Raw genomic sequence first — 19,978 nt, 5'->3', positions numbered from 1 at the left:
TACACCTGCAAGCCGGTCCATCGTCGGATGAAGACCGGCCGGGCTTACCGTCAGCGGGCGTGGTCGAGCACGATCTTGCCTATGGACTCGCCCTTCAGGAAGGCCCTCAGCGCCCCGTCCAGGTCACCACGGCCAATGTCCCGCGCAGCCGCCTCGGTTTTCGGACATGCCCAGTCCGAAGAAAGCTTGTGCCAGACCTGCCGCTTCTGATCCAGCGGAATCTCCACCGAGTCAACACCCAGCAGGTTCACACCCCGGAGGATAAAGGGCATTACCGTGGTTTCCACCTTCGGGCCAGCAACCAGGCCACAACAGGACACTGAGCCGCCCGGCAGGACCTGTTTGAGCAACTCAGCCAGCGGCGCACCACCGACCGTGTCCACGGCATTGGCAAAGACCGGCTTCAGCATTGGCTTGGGTGAGGCCTCCAGAGTCTCGCGGCCAACCACCGCGGTTGCGCCCAAACCCTTGAGGGCGTCCACCTGATCCTCCTTGCCGGAAACCGCGGTAACCTCAAAGCCAAGGCCCGCCAGGATTTCCACGGCGACTGTTCCGACCGCACCACTGGCGCCGGTCACTACCACCGGTCCCTGTTCGGGAGCGGCGCCCATTCTCAGCAGTTTATTGACACAAAGTCCTGCCGTCAGTCCAGCGGTCCCATAGATCATCGCCTTGCGGGCGTCCCATCCGGCCGGCATTTCCACGCACCACTGCGCCGGTACACGGATATATTCACCGAAGCCACCCGGGGTGTTCATGCCAAGGTCATAGCCGGTGACAATCACCTGGCTACCCTTACCCGGAGTGCCACTGGATTCCACGACTTCCCCGGCTGCATCAATACCCGGGGTGTGCGGGAAGTTCCGGGTTACCCCCTTGTTACCGGACGCCGACAGTGCATCCTTGTAGTTCAGGGACGAGTGCGTGACCCGGATCAGCACCTCATTGGCAGGAAGGTCAGCCACGCGGCAGGTTTCTTCTGCACCAACGTACTCGCCGTCCTTTTCATGAACGCGCCACGCCTTGTATTCGATGTCATTACTCATATTCGTCCTCCTGGGGGTTGGGAATTGTTATTGGAGATTCTGGTTACGAAAGGTACTCAGCAACCGCCACACGGTGTGTTCAAAGGCTGCACTGGTGGCCAGCCCGAGCTTTTCGGGCAGGGTTCGTTTGCGCTGGAATCCGACTGAGACCACTTCGGATCGCTCACAGGCGTCAATCAGGTATTCGTCAGAGGTCTTGACCTCATCGATCAGTTTTACCTCAAGGGCACGGGTACCAAACCAGATATCACCATTGGAGACCTTGTCGATATCCAGCTCCGGGCGTCGTTCACTGACATAGTCCTTGAAAAGGTGATGGGTATCTTCCAGGTCTTCCAGGAACTTACGCCGGCCTTTCTCGGTGTTCTCACCAAAAATGGTCAATGTTCGCTTGTGTTCCCCGGCGGTGAGAATCTCGTAGTCAACCTCGTGCTTTTTCAGGACCCGGTGGAAATTGGGAAGCTGGGCAACAACGCCGATGGAGCCAAGTATCGCAAAGGGTGATGCAACAATGCGATCCGCCACACACGCCATCATGTAGCCGCCACTGGCGGCCACCTTGTCGACACAGGCAGTCAGCTTGACGCCCTTGCTACGAATACGGTCCAGCTGGGCTGCAGCCAGTCCGTAAGCGTGGACAAGGCCGCCGCCGCTTTCAAGCCGGATCACTACTTCATCCCTTTCCGGATCGGCCACGGCAAGTACCGCTGAGACAGACTTGCGGAGGGTTTCCGTATCCGAGGCCTTGATGTCTCCGTCAAATTCGATGACAAAGGTCCGACTGGGAGTCTCCTCCTCCCCTGCCTTGCCCTTACGCGCCTTTCGGGCAGCCTTTTCAGCCTTATGCTTCGCTTTCGTCCACGCCTTTCGCTGATCCGGCGCAAGCATGCGGCCTTCAATGGCTTCACGCAGTTTGCGGTACTTTTCATTGAGGCGGCGAACGGTGAGCTCACCCTCATCGTCGCCCTCGCCCCGGTTACGCTGAACGGCAGCTGCACCGAGTGCGATAATGATCACGACAGCAACGACAACGGTCGCCGCCTTGGCGAGAAACAGCCCGTACTCAGATAGAAATTCCAATGCACACTCCATGATGTTCGTGGTACACGGTCTGAAACCGTGCCCTGCCACTGTCCTGGTGCCAAAATGCACCACACGGCAAACGACGGAAACCCGATTGTAACCGAGGCCATGGTGTGTACAACCTCCCACCCGGAAAAGTTATCAAACGATCGTTTGATTTTTCCTTGACACGCCTGGGTGCGGCCCCTAAAGTCGGAATGAGCCGGCTGGCAGGGAGGCCCGACAGCCCCATTAAACCAATAGACGTACCAGCCGGCCGATTGGCAGGGAGCGACAACCTCACCCGCCCCGCAGACTCCGTTTTATTTAAAGGGAAAAATAATGTCCGTAGCCCAGGTATTCGAGAAATTCGAGCAGAACTTCAATCCGGAAGCCGCCGAAGGCATGGATCTGGTCTTCCAGTTCAATATCGAAGACGACCAGAACCACCATGTCATCGTGAAGGATGGCACCTGCAAGGTGGTTGAAGGCGAACACGAAGACCCTTCCGTTACCCTGATCATGGATGCCGCCACCCTTAAGGGCATCGCTTCCGGAGAGACCGATGGCATGCAAGCATTCATGTCCGGTCAGCTGCGGGCCGAAGGCGACATGATGCTGGCAACCAAGCTGGGCCAGCTCTTTTCCATGGGCTAAGCGATCAAGCGCTTCGTGGACAAAAAAGGCACCTTTCGAGGTGCCTTTTGTCGTTTATGGCAGGAGCCTTTTCAAAGCCCGCCGTCCTGTAGTGACGTTTCCGCCAGGCGCAACAGGTCCGGATTGCGGCTATCACGGGTACCAATGTTCTCGATGTAATACTCGAGTGATGTCAGGGCATCCGCCAGTGACTCCAGTACCGCATTGCCAGGAGGCTCTTTGACATCCAGCAGGCGGGTCTGGATTGATCGGGCAACCCTGTCCATGACGTCCGCGGCGTCGGGATCGCCGATCATCATCAGCCCCCCCCAGATGCTGTGGAGCGTATTGGGCAGGTTTGCCAGGTGCAACTTGTCGTAGTCCGACTCGACAAAGGCCGTGATGGCCCGCTTTGCCAGGGTCAGGGCACTTTTTGCCTCGTCACCGACTACAATCGCTGCTTCTCGCAGGTACAGGGTGCCTTCCCGGGTGTCAGGGCGGGCAATCGCCAGGGCGTCGGTTTCGGAGGTAATGCCACGGCTTACCATCTGCTGGACAGCGCTCTCGATGCCAAGCACAGCGTCCGCCAATGCGTACAATTCATCTTCCGCAGGCAGCTCACCGGCCTGTTCCCAGGTAAGCAGGCGGTCTGCCTCGTTGCGGGCAATATCCGAAAGGCGGTTCAGATCCAGCATGTTCAGGGTGTTGGCCAGCCGCTTCAGCGAATCTGCAATGGTGGAAAGTTCACTGAGGTCCGGTTCAATGCCCCGCTCAATGATATCCAGGCGGTCCTTGAGCTGGTTGAGCTCATCCTGCAGCGCACTGGACAGCGACTTGAGCACGTCTGCCCCAGGCCCGTACAGGCGCTTGCGATGCGCCTCCATCATGGATTCCGGGTAGTCTGAAGGGGCCAACTTCCAGGCCGACAGAATGCGCTGTACTTCCTGGTTGGCAGAGCCACTGCGATACAACAGGTAGACCAGGTCCCGAATGACGGACTCGTCCAGAGTGCGGCGGGCAGCGGTGCGACCTACATAGACAATGTCCCGGCTATACTTCTCGATTCGCATCAGCAGGCGCTTGCGGGCCTGGTTGAATCCCATGGCGCGGTCAGTCATGGTCTCCGCCACAACGACCAGCAGGCACCATAACTGCTTTAGTTGACCTTCTCCGCAAAGACGCGCAAACCCCCGGGACGAACGGGCTATCAGCTTTTTGCTAACCTCTTCGTTGCGCTCCCGGATGACACCTACCAGCGCCACCTGAAGCATGAGACGCATACGACGGGCGTAAGCTTCAAATTCGGTGTCGGAGAGTTGCACCGGCTCTGCCGCAACCCCTGTGCAGAAATCCGGTCGCTGTTCCGTGTCCAGCTCAAAAAAATGGGACTCCGGAAGGGGCGCCTCGCCCCGGGCTACTTTCAGTTCGTTGATAATGGGCAGCAGTAGCTCCGGGTGATCTTCCCGTTGCTGGTGATAGTACTCAACGTAACGACGGAGGATAAACAACGCGCTATTGAGCGTGGTTAGCAGAATATTCTTGTCGTCACTGGCGCCTACAGGAACGTCATTGGCAACGGTCACTGCCTCTTTGCACAGGAGTGTGCCGCCCCTGAGCTCCACCAGCACAAAAATGCCCCGGAGCTGGTTCAGGTAATCGACACAGTTCTGGAGGTCTTCTCCGCTTTCACGGTTTTCCTGGAAGCGTTCCAGGCTGGTTTCCGCATTACGGATGGTCTGTTCGATCTCACTTTTTACCAGATCGAACGACTGTGACTTCGTCGCGAGTGACGACTGGATCATATACTGGCGCTTCCTGTCTCAGCTTTGCCTGCGCAGGTACCCTGGTCACAACATTATCCGGGCACCTCCTGCACAGGGCTGACCTGAACAGGGGTTTCCCCGGGGGCGTCGGAAATCCGACCCCCGGCTACAACGGGTACTGCCTGGTCGGGCGCCCCAGCCGGCACGACAAAGTCGCACCAATGAACGCCCTGACGAACTGCCGTAATTCAAGGACTGTCCATTACTTATAACACAAAAGGCTGGCCGCTCAAGGGCCTGCTGCAACCACTTTCGCGATATCCTAAGCAGTTCTCAGTTCTGCACGCTGGCCATCGCACACCGCCCCGGGAGCTTGCATTTCAGGCGTTACGCCAGACCGCTTCGCCGCCGGCTTTCTCTACCGTATCCAGGAAGGTTTCATGGGCTTCCACCTCTTCATTAGATGCACGGAGGACAGACAGCGCCGGACGGTCCGCCGACAACCGCCGGATAACCTGTCCACCCTGGTCACCATCGCTGCCTGCGTCCAGGGATAACGCTGTCTGTCCACCCGTGAGCAGCAGGAATACATCGGCGAGGATCTCGGCATCCAGCAAGGCGCCGTGCAGCTCACGGTTACTGTTGTCCACGCCGTAGCGTTTGCAGAGGGCATCCAGGCTGTTCTTCTGGCCCGGGTGCTTGCGACGGGCAACCGCCAGCGAATCCAGTACAGAACAATGGTCCGCGACCTTACGCACCGGTTTGATGCGGGCAAACTCTGCGTCGATAAAACCCACGTCAAAGGCCGCGTTGTGAATGACCAGCTCGGCACCGTCAATAAAGTCCAGGAATTCCCGGGCAATCTCCCTGAACCGTGGCTTGTCCTCCAGAAACTCATTGGTAATACCGTGAACCGAGATGGCCTCCTCTTCCACTTCACGATCCGGGTTGATGTAGACGTGGTAGTGGCGCCCGGTGAGCTGACGCTCCATTAGTTCAACGCATCCGATCTCGATAATGCGATGACCTTCATTGGGATCAATACCGGTGGTTTCCGTATCCAGAACAATCTGTCTCATTGGTTCACTACCCTTTTCTCTTGGCCGCGGCCTTTTCAATGCCCAGGTTAGCCAGTGCGTCCGCACGCTCGTTGTCCGGCACGCCGGAATGCCCTTTCACCCAGTGCCACTTCACCTCGTGCCTCGCCACTTCCTCGTCCAGGGTGCGCCAGAGGTCTTCGTTCTTGACCGGTTTCCTTGCGGCGGTTTTCCAACCGTTCCTTTTCCAGCCGGTCATCCACTCGGTGATGCCTTTACGCACGTACTGGGAGTCGGTATAGAGATCTACTGGGCAACTCCGTCTCAAGGCCTTCAGACCCTCGATGGCGGCCATCAACTCCATCCGGTTGTTGGTGGTGTCGGCTTCACCCCCACAAAGCTCCCTGGATTTATCCCCGTACCGCAACAGGACACCCCAGCCGCCGGGCCCGGGATTCCCCTTACAGGCGCCATCGGTATACAGCGTTACTCGTTTGCTCATGATATATCCGCAGTCAGCATCCTTCGGCGTTCCGCCCCGGTCCTTCCTGACGCCGGGCCTGTCTTGAGGCGCCGAGTGTACCGGGTGTAGGCAATGGAATCACCTTACCGGGGCGCCACAGGCGCCGGCGGGCAATGGGCGCACAAACCCGTTTGCTCGCCAGGATGCAGTAATAGGCGCCTACCGGGAGCATGCCCTGGGTACCGAGATACTCCAGGGCACTGCGACGCTCCAGCAGTCGCTCATTTTGCAGCGGCAAACGGAAAAAATAGCTGCCGGAGCTTTCCACCGTAAAATCAAGCAGGTTAAGCCAGTCTTCCATTCGTGATCGCAGGAGAAAACGACCGCCCCAGGGGCCTCGCCGCCTGCGGCTCAGCAACCGGCGTATACCCCAGCTGCTGAGAGGGTTGAAACCCAGCACCAGCAACTGTCCCCCGCCCCGTAACACCCGGGCAGACTCCCTCAACACCTGGTGGGGCCAGGCAGAGAAATCCGCGCTGTGATGGAGGATGACCAGGTCAATGGAGGCCGAGGGAAGTGGCAACTCGTCAGGATCACAGACCACCACACCATCGGGGAGTTCAGCGTGCCAGTAGGGTGTCGCAACAATATGCTGGGTATAGTCGGTATCAGCAGCCAGCGGAAGGCGATGACTCAGGGCGATGTGTAACTGCCGTGCACCTCCCAGGTCCTGCACGTGGGTATTGACACAGGCCCGCTGATCTTCCAGCAATGCCTGGCCCAGAGGCGAACGGAACCAGTGCTCCAGGTTGCGGTGAGAGACCCGGTAATCAGGCCGTCGCCTGCCACTTGACCTGAACGGTTTCTGCCATTGACCGCGATTGCTTTGCATCATCCTTCCCCCAACCCGGTATGGAAGCCCTGCAGTGGTTCCCTTGGGCAGGGACTGCCTGATGCACTATGATAGCAGTCACCATCTGCCACCTGAACATGAGGGCCCTATGCTGAGCATTACACCGATTTCGGCATTCTCCGACAACTATATCTGGTGCCTGTCCGATTCGGAGTCCGGCAAGGCACTCGTGGTCGACCCGGGCCAGGCGGCCCCGGTCGCTGACTTTCTTGAGCGCCAGGGGCTTACCCTGGATACTATCCTGGTAACCCATCACCACCCGGACCACACCGGCGGAATCGCCGAATTGTTTGAACGCTATAATCCGGAACGGATCGTGGCGCCCGCCGACTCCCCCTATACCGGTGGAACCGATGCCGTTCATGCCGGCGACGAAGTGGTCTGGCTGGGCCTGACGTTCGAAGTGCTCGCCACACCCGGTCACACCCTTGACCATATTGCCTACTTCTCGGACACACAGGTAGCCGGACACCCGGTTCTGTTCTGCGGTGACACGCTCTTTGCCTGCGGGTGCGGCAGGCTGTTCGAGGGCACACCGGGACAAATGGTGGAATCCCTTGCCGGCCTGAGGGCCCTGCCCGACGAAACCATGGTGTACTGCGCCCATGAGTATACCCTTGCAAACCTTCGTTTCGCCCGCGACTGGCTCCCGGACGACCCTGCACTATCCTCATTTGAAGCTCATTGCCAGAACCTGCGAGACGAAGGCAAGCCCACGGTGCCAGTGATGCTCGGTGACGAAAAACAGCGCAACCCGTTCCTGCGCTGGGATGACCCGGCCGTTATCCGGGTGGCAACAGACTATGGACGAGGGCACGGGCTCGTTACCGACAGTGACAGTGGCGTGTTTGCGGCAGTGCGTCACGGCAAGGATCATTTCTGATCCAGTAAAATGATTGCTCGCCCGGCAACCAGCGGCTGCCAGGCGAGTCGTTTCGATCCCGTAACGCAGGTTTCATTGACCCGGATTGCCGGCACACATAGAATCGCGAACGTTTCATAGAACCCGATAACCCGCTCGGAAGCCCGGGAACATCGCGGGAGTCTGCCCGACTTTCCTGCCTTGCAGACTTCCAGGCCCCTTCCGAGCCCTGGAATGTCGATTATGATGGCAAGACGTACGACCACGCTGACCCTCCTTACCGTATTGCTGACTGGTTGCTCTTCCACACCTGCATGGCTAGGTAACAATGATGACGCCGTTCTGGGTACCCACCAGCAAACGGTTGCAGCTGGCGATGAAGCCCTCAAGGACTCCGTGGAGGGAGGCAACAAGCAAGACACCACCCGGCTGGATGACTCCATAGAGCCCTCTCTCAAGCAGACCGCAGAGCAGGCCCGCAACCGGCTGGATTCCGGTCAGGTAGCCGGGGACCAAGCACCCCCGAAAGAGCGTGACCTCTGGACCCGGCTTCGTAATGGCTTCGACATGGACCACGAGCAGGGAGACGAGCGGGTCCAGCAGCAACTGAACTGGTACGCCCGTCATCCTGCCTATATAGAGCGGGTTGTTGAGCGTGGTCGGCGCTACCTGCACTATATTATCGACGAAACCGAGCGCCGTGGGCTGCCAATGGAGTACGCCCTGCTACCGGTGGTCGAAAGTGCCTTTGACCCCTTCGCCTACTCCCATGGCCGCGCCTCCGGTCTGTGGCAGTTCATCCCCGGAACCGGACGCCACTTCGGGCTGGACCAGAGTTGGTGGCACGATGACCGGCGTGACGTGATCGCTTCCACCAATGCAGCGCTTACCTATCTGGATCAGCTTGCGAAACGGTTTGATGGCGACCCGACACTGGCGCTGGCTGCATACAACAGTGGGGGCGGGACGGTAAACAGTGCCATCCGCCGCAACAGCCGCCAGGGCAAACCCACAGATTACTGGTCACTGCAGCTGCCCAAGGAAACCCGTCACTATGTGCCCAAGCTGATCGCCCTGGCACGGATCTTCGATGATCCGGAGGCCTATGGTGTCAAGCTACCGCCTCTTGAAGACAAGCCCTATTTCGAGGTGGTCGAAACCGGCGGTCAGATCGACCTTGCCCATGCGGCGGAACTGGCAGAGGTAGACGTGGATGAAATCTACCTTCTCAACCCGTCCTTCAACCGCTGGGCAACTCGCCCCGATGGGCCTCACCGCTTGCTGGTCCCGGTGGCCAGCGCAAACCGTTTTCGTGAGGGTATCGCGTCGCTGGACCCGAACAGTCGTGTCTCATGGGAGAACTACCAGGTCCGCTCCGGCGATAACCTTGGCGCCATAGCCCGGCGCTATGGCACTACGCCTTCAGTTCTGAAAGAAGTCAACAAACTCAGCAATGACCTTATCCGGGTTGGCCAGCAACTGCTGATTCCCTCGGCCCGAGCCGGTCAGGACAGCTACAGCCTCAGCCAGAACCAGCGACTCGCCCGCAAACAGGAAAGCGCCGGGCGTAATAACGGGGGTGAACGTGTTGAACACCGCGTGACCCGGGGTGATACGTTCTGGGATATTGCCCGTGAGCACGGTGTCAGTGTCCGCCAGGTGGCCGCCTGGAACGGCATGGCACCCGGAGACCCACTGGTCCCCGGCCGCAAGCTGGTGATATGGTCGAAGAACGCTGAGGCAGCCTCCGGCGCCCGTGTTGCCACCAACAACCGCGCCGGCATGGTGCGCAAGGTGGGTTACCGGGTCCGCCGTGGAGACTCGCTGTCCGCTATCGCCAACCGGTTCGCAGTTAACGTCCGTGATATCGCGGCCTGGAATGACCTGAATACATCCCGTTACCTGCAGCCAGGACAGAGTCTGGTACTTTACGTGGACGTACGGAACAGCCCCTGAGTTTTCCGGTCAAACGCTTTCGAAAGTTTCCACGGGCTGTCTGACTGGCAGCCCGGCCACCGACAACGGGTATAACAACAGCTATGGCCAGCAGTCCAAGGACTTCCCGATTATCGCGCTCTCTCCTTCTCATTGGTGCCCTGATTCTGCCCGCTGGTTTCAGCGCGGCTCAGTCCCCAGAACGCGCGTCATCGAACCCGGCTCCGGAGCCGGTGCACGGACTCGCCATGCACGGAGAGCCGGCCTACCCTGCGGGCTTTGAGCACTTTGACTACGTCAACCCGGACGCGCCCAAGGGCGGACGCCTGCGACTGGCGGTTCGTGCTAACGGTTATGACAGCTTCAACCCGTTCGTTGTCCGCGGCGTTGCTGCCGCCGGCATCAACAGCTATCTGTACGAAACCCTCCTGGTGTCCTCTGACGATGAGCCGTTCAGCGCTTATGGGTTGATTGCCGAAAGCATCGAGACTCCGGAAGATCGTAGCTATGTTGTGTACAACCTTCGCCCGGACGCACGCTTCCATGACGGCCACCCCATCACGGCAGAAGATGTCGCCTTTACCTTCAATACGCTGATGAAGGAAGGACATCCGTTCTACCGCAGCTATTATGGCGGAGTTGAAAGCGTCACGGTGGAGTCCGAGCGCCGGGTACGCTTTGACTTCGGCGAAACAAACAACCGGGAGCTACCGTTGATCCTGGGACAGATGCCGGTGCTGCCAGCCCACTACTGGGAAGAGCGCAGTTTTGGCGACAATGGCCTGACGCCACCCCTGGGTAGCGGCCCCTACCGCATCAAGGAATTCGAGGCGGGCCGCTATATTACCTATGAGCGTGTAGAGAACTACTGGGCCAAGGACCTGCCAGTCCGCAAGGGACGTTACAACTTCGACCGGCTGCGCTACGACTATTATTCGGACGAGACCGTGTCACTGGAGTCCTTCAAGGCGGGTGACTACGACTTCCGCGTCGAAAGCTCCGCGAAGAACTGGGCTACGGCCTATACCGGGGACCGTTTCAGTACCGGACAGATTGTTACCGAGGCCATCGAACACCAACGCCCCGCAGGGATGCAGGCCTTCATTTTCAACACCCGCCGCGGCCAGTTCGCTGACCCGAAGGTCCGTGAGGCCATCGCCCACGCCTTTGATTTTGATTGGGCCAATCGCAACCTTTTCCACGATCAGTACACCCGGACGCAAAGCTATTTCGAGAACAGCGAGCTGGCCTCCTCCGGACTCCCTGAAGGCCGTGAACTGGAGATACTCGAAGGACACCGGGAACAAATCCCGGACGCAGTATTCAACAAACCCTACTCGCCTCCATCTACGGAAGGTGACCAGACGCTCCGTGATAATCTCCGCAAGGCGCTGACACTGCTTAAGGAAGCCGGGTACCGTATCCAGGATGGCATCATGGTGCACAGCGAGACCGGCCAGCCCCTTTCCTTCGAGTTTCTGCTGCACCAGAAAAACTTCGAACGTATTGTGCTGCCCTTCAAGAACAATCTTGAGCGGCTGGGTATGAAAGTGGAGGTCCGGCTGGTGGACACCAACCAGTACGTTGAGCGGGTACAGAATTTCGACTTCGACATCATTACGCAGGTGATTGCCCAGTCGGACTCCCCCGGTAATGAACAACGGGATTTCTGGCACTCCTCCGTTGCCGATATCAAAGGCTCCCGCAACTACGCCGGCGTCCGTGATCCGGTGGTGGACGCCCTGGTGGAGCAGGTTATCCAGGCGCCTGACCGGAAAGAGCTGGTGTATCGAACCCGTGCCCTGGACCGGGTTCTGCTTCACGGCCACTATGTGGTGCCTCAGTGGCACCTGTCCATGGACCGGATCGCTTACTGGTCCTTCCTGGAAAGGCCGGAAACCACTCCCAAAAATGGCGTCGACATCAACAACTGGTGGTATGGCAACTGATTTCATGCTGATGACCACTATCCACCCCCTCCACCGGAGCTGATAGCAACCATGGGCGGCTATATACTCCGGCGACTTGCGTTGATCATTCCGACCCTGTTCGGGATCATGCTGCTCAACTTTGTCATCATCCAGGCGGCACCCGGTGGACCTGTCGAGCAAATGCTGGCTGAAATGCAGGGCCATGGTGGCAGCGCGCTCAGCCGTGCCGGCGGCGGTGGCGGAGCGGAGGTCTCCAGCGGTGGGGGGGATTCTCGGGCATCCCGGGGGATACACCCGGAACTCCTGGCCGAAATCGAAGCCATGTACGGCTTTGACAAACCGGCCCATGAACGTTTTTTCCAGTTGGTGGGCGACTATGCCCGCTTCGACTTTGGTGATTCCTTCTACCGGGACCGCAGCGTGGTGGAGCTGATCATCGACAAGATGCCGGTATCCATCTCCCTAGGCCTCTGGTCTACCCTCGTCATCTATCTGATATCCATTCCCCTGGGCATCCGCAAGGCAGTGTCGGATGGCTCCCGGTTCGACGTATGGACCAGCTCGCTGATCGTCATCGGTTACGCCATACCCGGGTTCCTGTTTGCGATACTGCTGATCGTCCTGTTCGCTGGCGGCAGTTATTTCGATATTTTCCCGAACAGCGGGCTGACTTCCAGCAATTTCCACGAACTGTCCTGGCCTGAACAGGTGAAGGACTACTTCATGCACCTGGTATTGCCTGTTACTGCCAACGTCATCGGCGGCTTTGCCACCCTCACTCTGCTCACCAAGAATTCCTTCCTGGACGAGATCGGCAAACACTACGTGGTGACAGCCCGGGCCAAGGGTCTCAGCCAGCGCCAGGTGCTCTACGGGCATGTGTTCCGAAATGCCATGCTGATTGTGATTGCGAGCATGCCCGGGGTCCTGGTCAGCCTGTTCTTCACCGGCTCACTACTGATCGAGGTCATCTTCTCCCTCGACGGCCTCGGATTATTGGGATTCGAGGCGGCACTCAACCGGGACTACCCGGTCATTTTCGGCACCCTGTACATTTTTACGCTGATGGGACTATTGCTGAAGCTGGTGAGTGACCTCACCTACGTGGCGGTGGATCCACGCATCGATTTTGAAAGCAGGGAGGGCTAGGTTTGTCTCCCATTCAGCAACGCCGCCTGGCCAATTTTCGCCGTAACCGCCGTGGGTACTGGTCGCTCTGGATATTCCTCGCGCTGTTCGGCCTGTCCCTGTGCGCGGAACTCATCGCCAATGACCGGCCGCTGCTGGTGTCCTACCAGGGAGACCTCTATTTTCCGGTAGTACAGTCCATTCCGGAGGAAACCTTCGGCGGTTTTCTGCCCTCGGAAGCCGACTACCGGGAAAGCGTCATCGCCGACGAAATCAACAGTCACGGCTGGATGCTTTGGCCGCCTATCCGCTTCAGTTATGACACAGTGCACTATGAGCTGGACCAGCCCTCACCGGCACCACCCTCAACCGAGAACTGGCTGGGTACTGATGACCAGGCCAGGGACGTGGCTGCCCGGGTAATCTACGGTTTCCGTATCTCCGTGCTGTTCGGGCTGATCCTGACGGCACTTAGCTGTCTCGTTGGCGTGGCCGTGGGTGCCCTCCAGGGGTATTACGGCGGCAAGATCGACCTGTTCGGCCAGCGCTTTATCGAAATCTGGTCCGGGCTGCCGGTGCTGTACCTGCTGATTATCCTGTCAGCCATACTGCAGCCGAATTTCTGGTGGCTGCTGGGCATCATGCTGCTGTTCAGCTGGATGGGACTGGTGGACGTCGTTCGTGCCGAGTTCCTTCGCGCCCGTAACCTCGAGTACGTAAAGGCCGCCCGCGCCCTGGGGATGGGCAACCGCAAGATAATGTTCCGGCACATCCTGCCCAATGCGATGGTGGCTACCCTGACTTTTCTGCCGTTCATCCTGACCGGCGCAATAACCGCGCTGACGTCGCTGGATTTCCTGGGCTTTGGGTTGCCTCCGGGATCACCTTCCCTTGGTGAACTGATCTATCAGGGAAAGGAAAACCTGCACGCGCCCTGGCTGGGCATTTCCGCATTCTTCAGCCTGGCGCTCATGCTTACCCTGCTGGTGTTCGTCGGCGAGGCAGTTCGTGACGCATTCGACCCGAGGAAGAACTGATATGGGCAGTGTGCTGCGCTTCGACAGGCTGACCCTGAGCTTTGGCCACGACGAACCCGCGGTCAGGGACCTGTCATTCGAGATTTACGAAGGAGAAACCGTTGCCCTGGTTGGCGAGAGCGGCTCAGGCAAGTCCGTCTCCGCACTGTCCGTGTTACGCCTGCTTGATCATCGACTGGTAAGCTACCCGGGCGGCTCGATTTTCTACCGGGGCGAGGATCTGCTGCATGCCGACGAAAAACGCCTGCGGCAGGTACGTGGCCGGTCCATCAGTATGATTTTCCAGGAGCCAATGACGTCGCTCAATCCTCTCCATACGGTGGAGAAGCAGATCAGCGAGATCCTCGCCGTACACAAGGGGCTGCGTGGGCCAAAAGCCCGGGAGCGGGTTGTGGAGCTGCTGGAACTGGTCGGCATCCCCGAGCCACGGGATCGTCTGAAGAGCTACCCACACCAGCTTTCGGGCGGCCAGAAACAGCGGGTAATGATTGCCATGGCACTGGCAAACGAACCCGACCTCCTTATCGCTGACGAGCCCACGACGGCGCTGGATGTGACCGTACAGAAGCAGGTCCTGGAGCTGCTCAAGTCCCTGCAGCAGCGATTTGGCATGGCCATACTGCTGATCACCCATGACCTCTCCATCGTGCGCCACTACGCCCGCCGTGTAGTGGTCATGGAAAGGGGCACCAAGGTTGAGGACGGGGAAACAGGGACTGTATTCAGCAAGCCTGAACATCCCTATACCCGAAAGTTGCTGGACTCCGAACCGCCCGAACATCCGGGCGCACTGGATAGCAACAGTGAAGAACTCCTTCACGTGGAGGACCTGGGTGTTCGTTTCCCGGTCCGGCAATCCCTTTTCGGTCGTACCCGCGAGTGGTTCCATGCCGTCCGGAACGTCAGCTTCCGGCTGCACAGGGGCGAAACCCTGGGCATTGTCGGCGAAAGCGGCAGTGGCAAGACCACTATCGGCCATGCCTTGCTCAAGCTCACCGAGAGCCAGGGCCGCGTACATTTTCTCGGTGAGCGAATTGATCATCTGAACCAGAGGGAGTTCCGGCCCTGGCGCCGGCGTATGCAGCTGGTTTTCCAGGACCCCTTTGGCAGCCTGAGCCCGCGCATGTCGGTAGGTGACATTGTTCGGGAGGGCCTGGAAGTACACGGCACAGATAGCCGGGACGTCCAGGAACAGCAGGTTATCCGTGCCCTGCAGGATGTAGGGCTGGACCCTACCGTTCGCCACCGCTATCCTCACGAGTTCTCTGGTGGCCAGCGACAGCGAATTGCCATCGCCCGGGCGCTGGTTCTGCAACCGGATATCATTGTGCTGGACGAGCCCACGTCGGCCCTGGACCGTACGGTACAAAAGCAGGTTATTGAACTATTGCAGCAATTGCAGGCCCGTTACCGCCTGAGCTACATTTTTATCAGTCATGATCTGGCGGTGGTAAGGGCCCTGAGTCACCAGTTGCTGGTTTTGCGCGGTGGCCAGATCGTTGAAAGTGGTCCGGCAGAAACCATCTTCCGGAACCCCGGAACTGACTATACCCGGGAACTCCTGACGGCCGCCCTGTTCTATCGGCCACCAGTGACCGAACCGGTGGCAGACCTACGACCAATGGACCGTTAGGCAGCACCACCTCCATCAGGGATAATGCCCGCAACATTCATCATAGGGAGAAAAACCATGGGAATCCTCAGCGGAAAACGCGCACTTATCGTAGGTGTCGCGAGCAAGCACTCCATTGCCTACGGTATTGCCGAGGCATTTCACGAGCAAGGCGCCGAGCTGGCGTTCACCTATCAGAACGACAAGCTCAAGTCCCGGGTACAGGGATTTGCCGAAGGCTGGGGAAGCACCCTGACCTTTCCCTGCGATGTCGCTTCCGACGAAGAAATTGATCAGGTATTTGCTGACCTGAAGCAGCACTGGGATTCGGTTGACATCATCGTTCACGCAGTCGGCTTCGCGCCCGCTCATGAACTGGACGGCAACTACGTGGATGTCACAACCCGGGAAGGCTTCCGCATTGCCCACGACATCAGTTCCTACAGCTTTGTTGCGCTGGCCAAGGGCGCCCGCCAGCAGGGGCTGCTGAACCAGAACAGCTCCCTGATGACCCTTTCATACCTGGGCTCCGAAAAAGTTCTTCCGAACTATAATGTCATGGGGCTGGCAAAGGCCTCGCTGGAAGCCAGTGTACGTTACATGGCCGTCGCCCTGGGTGGTGACGGTGTTCGGGTCAACGCGATTTCTGCGGGCCCCATAAAGACCCTCGCCGCCTCTGGTATCAAGGCCTTCCGCCGGATGCTGAATGAGAACGCCGGCCGGGCACCACTGAAGCGTAACGTCACCCAGAAGGAAGTTGGTAATGCGGCCGCATTCCTTGGCTCTGACCTGGCCAGCGGCGTGACTGGTGAAGTCATGTACGTGGACTGCGGCTTCAACATCACCGGCATGGGTACCCTGGAAGATTGATACCACGCCAGGTGCACCTGTTCTAAGGGGGGCGCCAGGGGTTAGTTAGCCCGGGCCTGGCCCGGGCTAGCCCGCCTCCATTACCCGGGCCATCGCCTCTATCCAGGCCAGGTAGTTTGCTTCCCCCGACTCCAGTACGCAAAGCCCTGACTGCCATTGGCCATCCGTTGCCATTGGGCGGCACCAGACCACTTCCACTGTCAGTTCAAACCCTTGCTCTTCTCCGGGCAGTAGCACCCGTGCCGGCAACAAGGCGCCCGGAGGCAACGGTTCTTCGGTCACCAGGCGCATGCCACCGGCGGACACATCTGAGCTTGTCGCCTGGATGATATTGGCCTCAGTGCCGCTACCCGGCTCTGCCGCCACCAGTTCCAGCGTAACGCCGGCCCGCCCGGTCAGGCGATATTCCGCTCGCTTGTCCTGCTCGGGTTCCGACTCCGGATTACCGAACGAGTATGGATCCTGTGTTGTCATGGTGTCGGTGTTTCCCCGTAGTTTCTGGCAGATGCTTTCCAGCCGTCTGCGTTCGTCCCTTGCTAACGGCCCACCCGGATGCGACCCACCACCCGACTCAGGGTTTCGTCGAACTCCGCAGAGGCCCCGAGTATACGGGCCGTTCCTGCCAGCAAGTGATCGACCAGGCCATCTACCGTCAACTCGGTACGATTGAGTCCAAGCCGGTCTACGAAAACCAGTTTACGGCGGGCATTAATCCGGACCGCCAGTTTCAATCGCTGCTCCTGCCCTTGCTGCCCCTCAACCGGCACCCTCAAGGCAATCCAGCTACCCGGCCCGAGGCGGTCAACCTCCGTCTGGGCCTGGTTCCGGGCAGCAGCACGGACCGCCTCAATGCGGGCTGCCTCCTCCTCAAGGGCTCGCGCCCGGGCTTGCTGTTGCTGGTGTTCCTCTTCGGCCTGTCTCCGTGCTGTTGCCTGGCGCTGCTCGAGTTCCTGCGCCTCTTGCTGCAAGCGCAACTGTTCAGCCTTGGCCCGCGCACGACGGGCTGCCTCCTGTCGTTGTTGTCTCTGTGACTCAAGCACCCGGCTCAGGGCGTTAACCGTGTCATCAAGCACCTGCCCAAAGCGTGTCAGTTCCGGTAAAGGCCGTACAGCGCCGTTGGCAAGGGATTGCTGGAACGATTGCCAGTCAGTCGTCGCGAGCCTGACGCCAAAACCATTGCTCCAGAGGATTTCGCTCGTCTCCGGAAAGCAGGCCAGGAAATAACGGCGCTGCTCATCTTCTCCCTCGCCTTCCACAAACCAGTTGTCCCGGTAGCGACTGAGTTCTTCGGTGGGAACATCCGGAAGGTCCAGCCAGTGGCTGTGGTAATCCAGGGTGGCGAGTCGCTTCCTGGTGGACACAACTTCGGGCTCGTCACCGCGAAGCCGCGCTACCAGCACCTGTTCCATCGCCGCCAGCTCGTCCCGGGGTGGGGGTTGATGACAGATTCGTTGCCAGACTTCGGTAATCCGGTCAGTTAACTGCTCACCCACCTGGTAGAGGCGCTCGAGGTTCTGTCCAGCCAACGCCGGATCACCAACCCAGACCATCCACTCCAGCAACCGCTGTCCATGCCGCCAGTTCTCACCTTCCAGTCCTTCACGCCAGGCAATCTGGCGAAGCAGGGGCACCCAGTGATCTACCAGGAAGTCCTGGGTAGCCGCCGGCAACTGGCGACCTTCGAGTGCACGGCCAGTAATCGCCCGGGAAACCTGGTCAGCCCGGCGCTGGCGTGCCGCCCCCGCTTCGGTTTCCAGTAATCGCTGGTGCAGCCGGCTTGAATGCTCACGACGTCTCTGGGCGTCGGTTTGCCACTTTTCGCAATATGCCATGAACGGGGAAATATCCCTGTTTTCGAAGCACTGATCGATGTCACCAACCAGGACGTCCAGGCGGTCCAGCAGCGCCCGGGAAGAGCGGCCACCGGAGTCGCTCCAGCCCCGCCAGTCAACAAAACTGTCCAGCCAGGTTACAAGGGTGTCGAGAAAGGCCTCCCTCTGATCCCCTGCCAGCTGCCATGCCAGAGGGTATCGAAGCCGTGCCAGCCGGGCTACCAGCACCGGGTGTAATCCTGACGAGCGCAGGAAGACATCCATAATGCGATCGGCCACATAGGCCGCATTCACCTGTATCACCGACCAGGGTCCGTCCAGGTGCCGGAGCAGATCCGAGACCCGCTGGTCGACCTGGTCAGCCCACCGCGACCGCAACAGCCCGTTCCAGTCCGCTGCCTGGACTGGCTGGCCTACGGGATAAGGCAGGTCCGGAACCCGGATTTCCCGGAGGACACCGTCAATCCTGGCAGACATCGCCAGGGGGGGTGGGGTTTCAGGCATAGGGGCTGCTTACCGGCATGGGGTTATTCAGTGACACAGTCTGTGTTTCGAACATAGAGGTACAGGATCACATTGCATCACGGCAAGTTCCCCAGGTCCAGCCAAAACGCCGGCGCTGTCCCCCTTGGCTCGTTGCATTGACCTGTCAAATGGCGCAGTATATCCATCCATCAAAATAACCACTGAAAGCCCTGCAAGGCACAGACCGCAAGGCTTCCAAGAGAGAGCACCAGGAACACAACAGTATGTCCGGCAAGCAACTAGAGAATCTGAACGTGGCCAGTCAAGAGCCGCTGATCACCCCGGAAGCCCTGAAACGGGAACTGCCCCTCACTGACAAGGCCGCCGCCACCGTGACAGAAGGTCGGCAAACCATCTATGACATTCTTGACGGCAAGGACCACCGCCTGTTTGTTGTGGTTGGCCCCTGCTCGGTACATGACGTAGAGGCAGCCCTTGAATACGCCCGCCGTCTCAAGGCCCTGGCGGATGAAGTCAGTGATACCCTGTACATCGTCATGCGGGTGTATTTCGAGAAACCACGTACGACCGTGGGCTGGAAGGGTTTGATCAACGACCCGCACCTGGACGACTCCTTTGACATCGAACAGGGGCTGCATATTGGCCGCCGCCTGCTGCTGGATATCGCCGAGATTGGGTTGCCGACGGCTACCGAGGCCCTGGATCCAACCTTACCCCAGTATTTGCAGGACAGTATTTCATGGTCCGCCATTGGCGCCCGTACCACTGAGTCCCAGACTCACCGGGAGATGAGCAGCGGCCTGTCCATGGCCATTGGCTTCAAGAACGGCACCGATGGCAGCCTCGATGTGGCCGTCAACGCCCTGAAGTCAGTATCCCACCCCCATTCTTTCCTGGGCATCGATCAGCAGGGCAAAGGCGCCATCATCCGTACGCGAGGTAACAAGTATGGCCACGTGGTACTTCGCGGAGGCGGCGGAAAGCCAAATTACGACTCTGTGAGCGTAACCTTGTGTGAACAAGCCCTGGAGAAGGCAGGGGTACGCAAGTCCATCATGGTGGATTGCAGTCACGCAAACTCCAACAAGGATCCGGCTATCCAGCCGTTGGTGATGCAGGATGTCACCCACCAGATACTGGAAGGCAATCGCTCTATCCAGAGCCTGATGATTGAAAGCAACCTGAACTGGGGCAACCAGCCCATTCCGGAAAACCTGGCCGACCTGAAGTACGGCGTATCGGTAACCGATGCCTGTATCGACTGGGAAACCACCGAAAAAGCCCTGCGCGAAATGCGGGATAAACTGAAAGACGTACTGCCACGCCGTCTGGGCTGATCTGCATCGATACTGAGGCGGTCCGGTA

17 protein-coding genes are annotated in these 19,978 nt (G+C 59.1%); 9 read left to right on the top strand and 8 right to left on the bottom strand.

What is annotated here, in order from left to right; genetic code table 11:
* Positions 1-50: 50 nt before the first annotated feature.
* On the bottom strand, positions 51-1,046 hold the full coding sequence (locus BM036_RS08290; protein ID WP_091850392.1) for a YhdH/YhfP family quinone oxidoreductase: 996 nt from the start codon (positions 1,044-1,046) through the stop codon (positions 51-53).
* Positions 1,047-1,073: 27 nt separating this feature from the next.
* On the bottom strand, positions 1,074-2,126 hold the full coding sequence (sohB, locus tag BM036_RS08285) for a protease SohB (RefSeq protein ID WP_091850390.1): 1,053 nt from the start codon (positions 2,124-2,126) through the stop codon (positions 1,074-1,076).
* 324 nt (positions 2,127-2,450) lie between these two features.
* Between sohB and BM036_RS08280 the strand changes: the two genes are divergently transcribed.
* Entirely contained in the window at positions 2,451-2,765 is a 315-nt protein-coding gene (locus BM036_RS08280) for an SCP2 sterol-binding domain-containing protein (RefSeq protein WP_091850388.1), read from the top strand.
* A 71-nt stretch (positions 2,766-2,836) separates the two neighbouring features.
* On the opposite strand, the gene BM036_RS08275 is transcribed toward BM036_RS08280, so the two are convergent.
* The 4 genes from BM036_RS08275 to BM036_RS08260 form a co-directional block, all read right to left on the bottom strand.
* A complete protein-coding gene (locus BM036_RS08275) occupies positions 2,837-4,546 on the bottom strand; it encodes a FimL-related protein (protein ID WP_091850386.1) in 1,710 nt (569 codons plus the stop codon).
* Positions 4,547-4,887: 341 nt separating this feature from the next.
* Positions 4,888-5,586, bottom strand: coding sequence for a DNA polymerase III subunit epsilon (gene dnaQ, locus BM036_RS08270; protein WP_091850384.1), 699 nt, complete (start codon positions 5,584-5,586; stop codon positions 4,888-4,890).
* Positions 5,587-5,593: 7 nt separating this feature from the next.
* Positions 5,594-6,046 carry a ribonuclease HI gene (gene rnhA / locus BM036_RS08265; protein ID WP_091850382.1) on the bottom strand — a complete coding sequence of 151 codons (453 nt, stop codon included), beginning with the start codon at positions 6,044-6,046 and terminating at the stop codon, positions 5,594-5,596.
* A 13-nt stretch (positions 6,047-6,059) separates the two neighbouring features.
* Positions 6,060-6,899, bottom strand: coding sequence for a class I SAM-dependent methyltransferase (locus BM036_RS08260; protein ID WP_091850380.1), 840 nt, complete (start codon positions 6,897-6,899; stop codon positions 6,060-6,062).
* A gap of 109 nt (positions 6,900-7,008) precedes the next feature.
* Here BM036_RS08260 and gloB point away from each other — a divergent pair, with 109 nt between their 5' ends.
* The 7 genes from gloB (at position 7,009) to BM036_RS08225 (ending at position 16,295) form a co-directional block, all read left to right on the top strand.
* Positions 7,009-7,803, top strand: a complete 795-nt coding sequence (gene gloB, locus BM036_RS08255) for a hydroxyacylglutathione hydrolase (RefSeq protein WP_091850377.1) — start codon at positions 7,009-7,011, stop codon at positions 7,801-7,803.
* Between the two features lie 222 nt (positions 7,804-8,025).
* A complete protein-coding gene (locus tag BM036_RS08250) occupies positions 8,026-9,738 on the top strand; it encodes a lytic transglycosylase (RefSeq protein ID WP_091850375.1) in 1,713 nt (570 codons plus the stop codon).
* A gap of 83 nt (positions 9,739-9,821) precedes the next feature.
* Positions 9,822-11,666: an extracellular solute-binding protein gene (locus BM036_RS08245; protein ID WP_245742536.1), complete on the top strand. Its 1,845-nt coding sequence runs from the start codon at positions 9,822-9,824 to the stop codon at positions 11,664-11,666.
* Positions 11,667-11,717: 51 nt separating this feature from the next.
* Entirely contained in the window at positions 11,718-12,797 is a 1,080-nt protein-coding gene (locus BM036_RS08240; RefSeq protein WP_091850371.1) for a microcin C ABC transporter permease YejB, read from the top strand.
* A gap of 2 nt (positions 12,798-12,799) precedes the next feature.
* Positions 12,800-13,813: an ABC transporter permease gene (locus BM036_RS08235; RefSeq protein ID WP_091850369.1), complete on the top strand. Its 1,014-nt coding sequence runs from the start codon at positions 12,800-12,802 to the stop codon at positions 13,811-13,813.
* Between the two features lies 1 nt (position 13,814).
* Positions 13,815-15,446: an ABC transporter ATP-binding protein gene (locus tag BM036_RS08230; protein ID WP_091850367.1), complete on the top strand. Its 1,632-nt coding sequence runs from the start codon at positions 13,815-13,817 to the stop codon at positions 15,444-15,446.
* Positions 15,447-15,503: 57 nt separating this feature from the next.
* Positions 15,504-16,295 carry an enoyl-ACP reductase FabI gene (locus BM036_RS08225; RefSeq protein WP_091850365.1) on the top strand — a complete coding sequence of 264 codons (792 nt, stop codon included), beginning with the start codon at positions 15,504-15,506 and terminating at the stop codon, positions 16,293-16,295.
* Positions 16,296-16,361: 66 nt separating this feature from the next.
* Here the strand turns inward: BM036_RS08225 and BM036_RS08220 are convergent, their stop codons facing one another.
* The gene (locus BM036_RS08220; RefSeq protein WP_091850363.1) at positions 16,362-16,769 is read right to left on the bottom strand and encodes a PilZ domain-containing protein; all 408 of its coding nucleotides are present in this window, start codon (positions 16,767-16,769) and stop codon (positions 16,362-16,364) included.
* Between the two features lie 62 nt (positions 16,770-16,831).
* Positions 16,832-18,631 (bottom strand): DUF1631 family protein, encoded by a 1,800-nt coding sequence (locus tag BM036_RS08215; RefSeq protein WP_091850361.1) that lies wholly within the window; start codon positions 18,629-18,631, stop codon positions 16,832-16,834.
* 245 nt (positions 18,632-18,876) lie between these two features.
* Here BM036_RS08215 and BM036_RS08210 point away from each other — a divergent pair, with 245 nt between their 5' ends.
* Complete coding sequence (locus tag BM036_RS08210; protein WP_091850359.1) at positions 18,877-19,950, top strand: 3-deoxy-7-phosphoheptulonate synthase; 1,074 nt, start codon at positions 18,877-18,879, stop codon at positions 19,948-19,950.
* Positions 19,951-19,978: the final 28 nt, after the last annotated feature.

It is taken from the genome of Marinobacter segnicrescens (assembly GCF_900111555.1).
GTDB lineage: Bacteria > Pseudomonadota > Gammaproteobacteria > Pseudomonadales > Oleiphilaceae > Marinobacter > Marinobacter segnicrescens.
This window is presented reverse-complemented; position numbering and strand designations above follow the sequence as displayed.